The sequence below is a fragment of the Emticicia sp. genome, from assembly GCF_043780375.1.
GTDB lineage: Bacteria > Bacteroidota > Bacteroidia > Cytophagales > Spirosomataceae > Emticicia.
In genome coordinates, this window is the sequence record NZ_JAYWCU010000175.1 from 1 (window position 1) to 6,840 (window position 6,840).

Consider the following 6,840-nt stretch of genomic DNA (forward strand, 5'->3'; position numbering starts at 1 on the left):
ATGATCGAGCATATCAAAGAAACTTACGGGCATTTTAATATTTTCAAAACTCAAATCGAAAGTTCGACTGTAATCAAGCAATCACAGGTAGCCAAACAAGATTTGTTTAGCTATTCGCACAAATCGCTTTCGGCCGAACAATACATGAATGTTGCCAAAGAAGTAATGACTTTGGCTTAAAATAAAAAACAATGGCAAAGAATTTTATGGAAGGAATGAAAAAAACTTTGGTTGATTTGCAACCATCGACTTTTTCGGAAACCGAAAGAATAAAAAAACAAATTGTTGTATTAGAAGCACTTAAAAAGTTTATTCCACCCCTTGCAAAAGAGGAGTATAAACAACTCGAAACTAATATTCTGAAACATGGCTGCAAAGACCCGCTCACGGTCTGGGAAACAACCGAGTTGAAGGCTGGAATAGGAGAGGGGGATACTCCAATTTTCATATTGATCGATGGTCACAACAGGTATAAAATTTGTACGCAGTTTGGCATTGATTTTAAAATTGGTCTTTTAGAATTTGATGATTTGGATGCAGTAAAAGACTACATGATTGATTTTCAGTTGGGTAGAAGAAACTTAAATCCAGAGCAGGTTTCGTATTTTAGAGGGCTGAGATATAACCGTGAAAAAAACGGAAAAGGAAAGTACAATAGAGAAGGTGGGGAGATTGTTGATATTGCCGAAAAATTGGCGGTTGAGCATTCGGTAAGTCCACGTACCATTAAAAATGATGGAGACTATGCCAAAGGAGTAGAGAAGCTTCCGATTGAACTTAAAAGCGAATTATTGGCTGGAAAGATTGATTTAAGCAAGGAAGAAGTTCAGCGTTTAGGAAAAATAGAAGCAAGTTCCGAAGAGCTTAGTTCGATTGAAGGTGTTAAAAATGTGATCAGTAGGGGAGAAGAAAAAACACCAATCAAGAGCAATCAAAAAACAATAAAAGCACTCAAAAAAGATGTGATTGACTTTGCAAAAACACTCTCAAATAAGAAAGATTGTGAGCAACTAATGAGTAAAATTTCAAGCCTTAAAAAGCTTTTAGAAGCATAAGTGCAAATTTTGCACTTATGCTTCTTTTAGTGTTTTTGTGAGATGATTTCAAATAAAAATTGAATATAAAATAAGAATTATAATTCTGTTATGGTTTTTGAAATATTTATAGAAGAACGGCGAAAACAATTACAAAGTTTGGCAAGATGACTTGACCGAACTTTGTGGTATTTCTACAAAATCAATTCAGAAAAATGAAATGATAAAGCAAATCCAACATTAAAAACACTGCAAAAAATATTGGATATACTGGGTATCGGAATGTTTGGACTTGTTGCAATAAAAGAGGTTATTCTTTTTTTTGAGTTTATGAGCATCATTTTTTGTTAACTTTATAACAATCATTAGGTAATACTGGCTTTACATGGGATGAGTAGTTTTGCAGTTCACAAATATTACTCTCTTACCATGAAGAAAACTGTACTATCCATTTTGATTGGATTTTTATTTTACTGTAATGCTTTTTCACAAGGAACTGATGCCACAATTGCAGGTCTTGTTAAAGATGAAAAAGGCGAAGGAATACCTGGTGCTTCTGTACGTGTTCGCAACGAATCGACTGGTTTTCAGACTGGTACACTCACTAACGTAAACGGCGAATTTCAATTACAACAACTTCCTCTCGGCAAACCTTACACGATCACAATTTCCTTTGTTGGATATCAGACCCAAAAGTTTTCAGATTATGCCCTAAATCAGGGAGACAAATTAAAAATTGATGCAAAATTGATTACTTCTACAACAACTTTATCAGAAGTTGTAGTTTCGGCTAATTCATTTGTAAATAAAGAAACAGAGAGAGCAGGAGCAGCTATTGCTGTTACTGCCTTACAGATGAAACAGCTCCCAATGGAAGGTCGAAACTTTACGGCTTTGACAGCACTCTCTCCTTTACAGGGGCGAAATGGTAGTTTTAGCGGACAACGAACCTCATCTACAAACGTAACAATGGATGGTGCAAATGCCCGAAATATGTACACCAATGGAGCTGTTGGCAATGGAGCATATACAATTTCGCAAGAGGCGATACGTGAATATCAAGTTTCAACCAATAATTATGATGTAACACAGGGTCGTCAAGGTGGTGGGTCTGTCAATGCTGTTACAAAAAATGGTACAAACACAATGGAAGGTTCGGCATTTTTTTTTCATAGAGCAAGTAAAGCGAGACTTTTCGGGAAAGAAATATTTCCAATGAATAGTAAATTTAATGCAAACGGAACACCAAGAACTACGAATATCAACCAAAAACAATATGGTTTTTCGTTGGGTGGGCCTATCATCAAAGATAAATTACACTACTTTGTAGCTCTCGACCGCCAAAATGAAACAATTCCATATCAAATCGCTCCAGTTTTTGATGCAACCCAAGAATTGAATTTTGGAATTACAAAAGCCAATTTAGAAAAGGTAATTGAAGTTGCAAAAGAAAAATATGGTATGAAAAACACAACTCAATATGGTGATTTTTCGAGAGAAACAGAGGCCAATGCCTTGTTTATGCGTTTGGATTGGCAAATAAATGATAAAAATAAGTTGACTTTCCGTAATAACTTAACAACTTGGAATTCACCAAATTCGGTATCAGATAATTCTAACATTAATCTTTTAGAATCTTGGATTGGATTTAAAACTCGTGAAAATAGTGCTTTGGTCTCTTTGCGAACTGCCCTTGCACCAGATATTACCAATGAGTTGAAATTTCAGTACCAAACAGTTAAGCGTAATTATGTGGTAAATTCAGATTTACCTGACGCTAATATCCCTCGTGCAATTATCACGGTTCGTTCTGTAATTCCAACGGCAACAAACCCAACAGCATCGCAAACCCGAACAGTTCAGTTTGGCGGTCAAAGATTCGGTACCGAATACGCCAATGATAAAACCCTTCATTTGGCAAATACAACGTATTTGAGAAAAGGTGGTTTGAATTTTAAATTCGGAACTGACAATATGCTCACTTTCTTAGATTCTAAGATTGTGAACGAAATGAATGGCCGTTTCTTCTATTCGAGTTTACAAGATTTTATTGATAACAAACCAAGTCGTTATGCTCGCGAAGTACCGTTGGTAAATCCTGCTGTTCAGCAATCATTATTAGATTTTTCGTTGTTCGGCCAAGTTGATTTTCAACCTTTCAAAAATGTTTCGGCAATGGCGGGCTTACGTTATGATGCAACTATTTTCTTCAAGCAAGGTGTTGCGAATACAACAACCGAACAAAAATTGGGTATAAAAACGACCAATTCGTTGGCTGATTTTAATAATTTACAACCACGTATTCAATTAACATGGGATGTGAATGGTCGCCAAAAAGATTTGGTTAAATTCGGTGGCGGGATTTTCTCGGCACAACCTGTTTCTTATTTACAATTGAATAACATTCAAAACAGCGGTACAATCGTAGGTTCGATTGATGTTTCGGGGGCATTAGTTCCAAAAGCAGATTTTGTTTCGTACAGAAATGACCCAACTATTACTCCAGGAATTAAGCCTGGTGAAAGTTATATTTCAACAATAAATGCCGTTTCCGACGATTTTCAAGTACCAAGTATTTTCAAATTAAACTTGTCTTATAATCGCTTTTTTAATTCAAAATTTAGAGCAGGAATCAATTTATTATGGTCGAAAACTATCAATAATTACGTTTATTATGACAGAAACATTGTTGATGAACCATACTTTAAATTAAGCAACGAAGGAAATCGTGGGGTTTATGTTCCAGCAAATACTATTCCTGCCAATGGCTCAACTGATTGGACAAAAGGTAGAAAAGCAACAGACTTAGGTAGAGTTTTAGAATTAGAGTCTTCGGGTAAATTAGACCAAATGGCCGTAGTTTTTGATGCAAGTATGAGACTCGGAACCGATGGATATTTTACGGTTAGCTATACGAAAAACGATACTAAAGATAATACATCATTTGACTGTTGCGTAGCAAATACTTCAACATTCCGTGCCATTGTTGACGACCCAAGGGATAAAACAGTAGCTTATTCAGATTTTCAATTTAGAAATAAATTTGTGGTTAGTGCGGCATCACCAACCGTAAAGGGTTTTCAGTTAGGTGCAGTTTTTAATGGTGTTGGTGGAACTCGCTATTCGTTTTTGGTGGGTGGAAACAAAAGTATCAACGGAGATTTTGTCTTAACCAACGATTTGGCTTTCGTATTTGACCCTAATAATCCTGCTGTTCCTGAAACAGTAAGAAATGGCATCAAAGGACTTTTGGAAAATCCCGATGTAACCCAAAGCGTGAAAGATTATATCACTAAAAGTATTGGTAAAGTAGCCGAAAGAAATGGCGGCGTAAATCCTTTTTATTATACTTTGGATTTACGTCTTACGAAAGATTTAAAACTTTATAAAAATCATAAATTAGGGCTTTCGGCAGATTGCTTTAATTTTATGAATTTATTGGATAAAACTAAAGGTGTTTCGTACAATCATGGTAATATCAACTTGCTTACGATGACGACTTTCGACCAAAACACCAAAAACTATAATTATAATGTAGAAGCTGGTGCAGGTCGAAAACTCTCAACAGCAGGTGGTACACCTTGGAGAATTCAGTTAGGATTACGATATTCATTTTAATACAAAATACCATAAAATTCAACTGCAAAAGAGTCTGACCAAAAAAATGGTCAGGCTCTTTTGCTTTTTTAAGCAAACTAAAAGACATGATTTTCAAAAAAATGAAGTTTGTATTGGTTCGTTAATCATGCCGAATATTTCCTTATTCTTCCACCAAACTTAGCTGTGTTGCAAGGTCGATTATTTTTTTACAAGTATCCGATTTCTTATTTTTAGAACCTCTTAATTTCTCTATTTGCTTAGATAATTGTTCAATCAATTGATCTGATTTATTTGGCGTTTTTGCGATAACTAATTTTTTATTATCAATCAATTCGTCAACATCACTTTCATTCGCTATTTTAGTTTTCTGCACTGTTTTTTTTCCAAGTTGTTGAATCTTATTTTTTGTAAGATTCGTTTTTCCTGCTAAAACAGCCGTTTTTAGACTTGGTTCAAGCATTTCAAGTCCTTGTGCAAATTCGGCATCTCTTCTAATTGTTGCTTGTCCAACATTATATTTTTCACCCAAAAACTCTGCTGTTGTCTTTTTTTTATCATAATGCTCAAAATGAGCATTATGACTTTCGAAGTCTATAATCTGCTCATAATTTCCATAATGCTCATTTTCAGCATTATGCTCATCACGTCCATATTTGCCTTTATTTTGTTTTAAATTTATGTACTTCATTCCTCTCAAATAGGAAGCTTGTTCGAGCGTCAGATTCCGTCTTCCTAATTGATTGTCAATCATGAACTCACGCACATCTTCCATTGTTTTGAAAGATATTAAATGAATAGAAAAATCTATTCTGTTTTTTTGACAAATCTTAAAACGATTATGTCCATCAATTAAAACATAAGAGGGTAGGGTAGAAGTGCTTTCGGAAGCTACTACATTGTCGGTTGTAGGCCAAACTAATAAAGATTCTCTGCAACCATTTTTTAACAAATTAGCTTCTAATTGCTCAAATTCATCTTGATTAAGCGGCGGAATAAGTGCCTCTAACTCAGGAATAATAGAGATATGATTTTTTATATCTTCGTGTTGCACAAAGGTTGAGTTTTGAAATATTTTCTGTTCACCAAGTGAGGATTGATATTTTTTTGCCATTTTTATTATAATTTAAAATTTTACCCAATTAATTCTTTTGCTAAGTTCATATAATCAACAGCCCCTTTTGATTGAGCATCATAAGAAAACACATCAATTTGAGAAATTTGAGATTCCTTTAATGAAACATTTAGTCTTATCTGACTTTTGAAAATTCTAAAAGATGAAAGCTGTGCATTGACTTGGCTAATAATATCACGATGAATATTTAATCGAATATCTACTAAAGTCAAGACGATGCCTTCAATTCGTAAATTACTATTGATTTTTCGTTGAACTTGAAAAATGTGGTCGAAAAGCCCTTTAACACCTTTAAGAGCAGCTATCTCGGGTTGAAGCGTAACTATACATGAATCTGAGGCGATTAAAGCACTTGTAGTAAAAATATTAAGTGCTGGTGGGCAGTCTATCAAAATATAATCATATTCACTCAACTTTGGCTCAATCACTCGTTTCAGTTGTAATTCGCTCAAAACACCCCTAATCATTTCTATTTCTCTGCTTGCCAGTGACAAATCACTGGGCGAAAGGTCAAAATTTTCAGAAATCGGGTAAATTGGTAATGGTTCATCATCAATAATGGCATTCATCACTTGCTTATCTGGGGTATCAACACCAAGAGCTTGAGATAAATTACCCTGTGAATCCATATCTATCACCAAAACTCTATTGCCTTGCAAAACCAATGCTTTACCCAAATTGAGTGTAGTTGTAGTTTTTCCAACACCCCCTTTATGATTTACAATAGAAATAACTTTAGCCTTTGATGGGAAAAACTCTTTCCAACCATAACTTACTAAAACTGGGTAGAGTTTTGAAAGATGTTCGGCATTAAAATCTCTGCCACCATTGATTGTTTTAGAAATTGTACCTTTGGGTATTGCGGCTTCTTTTTCTATTTTGGCAAATGTTAAACCTTCTTTGTTTTTTAGGAAATTGATTACTTGTGCGTTAGAAATCATGTTGTAAATGTTTGGTATCAAATAAGGACAAATATAAAACAAATGTCTTTATTTAATACCAAGTACTTTAATTTTTTTGTTTATTCATAACAAAATATATTTGAAAACATACTCAAAAATTCGTTCTCGTCAA

The 6,840-nt window shown here is 34.5% G+C and carries 4 protein-coding genes and 1 pseudogene; 3 read left to right on the forward strand and 2 right to left on the reverse strand.

The features are described from left to right. From ACH2CJ_RS14105 to ACH2CJ_RS14115, 3 genes and pseudogenes are all read left to right on the forward strand, one after another. A pseudogene (locus tag ACH2CJ_RS14105) lies at nucleotides 1-180 on the forward strand (ParA family protein); the annotation flags it as partial. An 11-nt stretch (nucleotides 181-191) separates the two neighbouring features. After that, nucleotides 192-1,055, forward strand: a complete 864-nt coding sequence (locus ACH2CJ_RS14110) for a hypothetical protein (protein ID WP_394993575.1) — start codon at nucleotides 192-194, stop codon at nucleotides 1,053-1,055. Nucleotides 1,056-1,463: 408 nt separating this feature from the next. Then, on the forward strand, nucleotides 1,464-4,652 hold the full coding sequence (locus ACH2CJ_RS14115) for a carboxypeptidase regulatory-like domain-containing protein (RefSeq protein WP_394993576.1): 3,189 nt from the start codon (nucleotides 1,464-1,466) through the stop codon (nucleotides 4,650-4,652). A gap of 142 nt (nucleotides 4,653-4,794) precedes the next feature. Here ACH2CJ_RS14115 and ACH2CJ_RS14120 read toward each other — a convergent pair whose 3' ends face one another. Together ACH2CJ_RS14120 and ACH2CJ_RS14125 are read right to left on the reverse strand one after the other, a co-directional pair. Then, nucleotides 4,795-5,745: a hypothetical protein gene (locus ACH2CJ_RS14120; RefSeq protein WP_394993577.1), complete on the reverse strand. Its 951-nt coding sequence runs from the start codon at nucleotides 5,743-5,745 to the stop codon at nucleotides 4,795-4,797. A gap of 20 nt (nucleotides 5,746-5,765) precedes the next feature. After that, complete coding sequence (locus ACH2CJ_RS14125; protein WP_394993579.1) at nucleotides 5,766-6,707, reverse strand: AAA family ATPase; 942 nt, start codon at nucleotides 6,705-6,707, stop codon at nucleotides 5,766-5,768. Nucleotides 6,708-6,840: the final 133 nt, after the last annotated feature.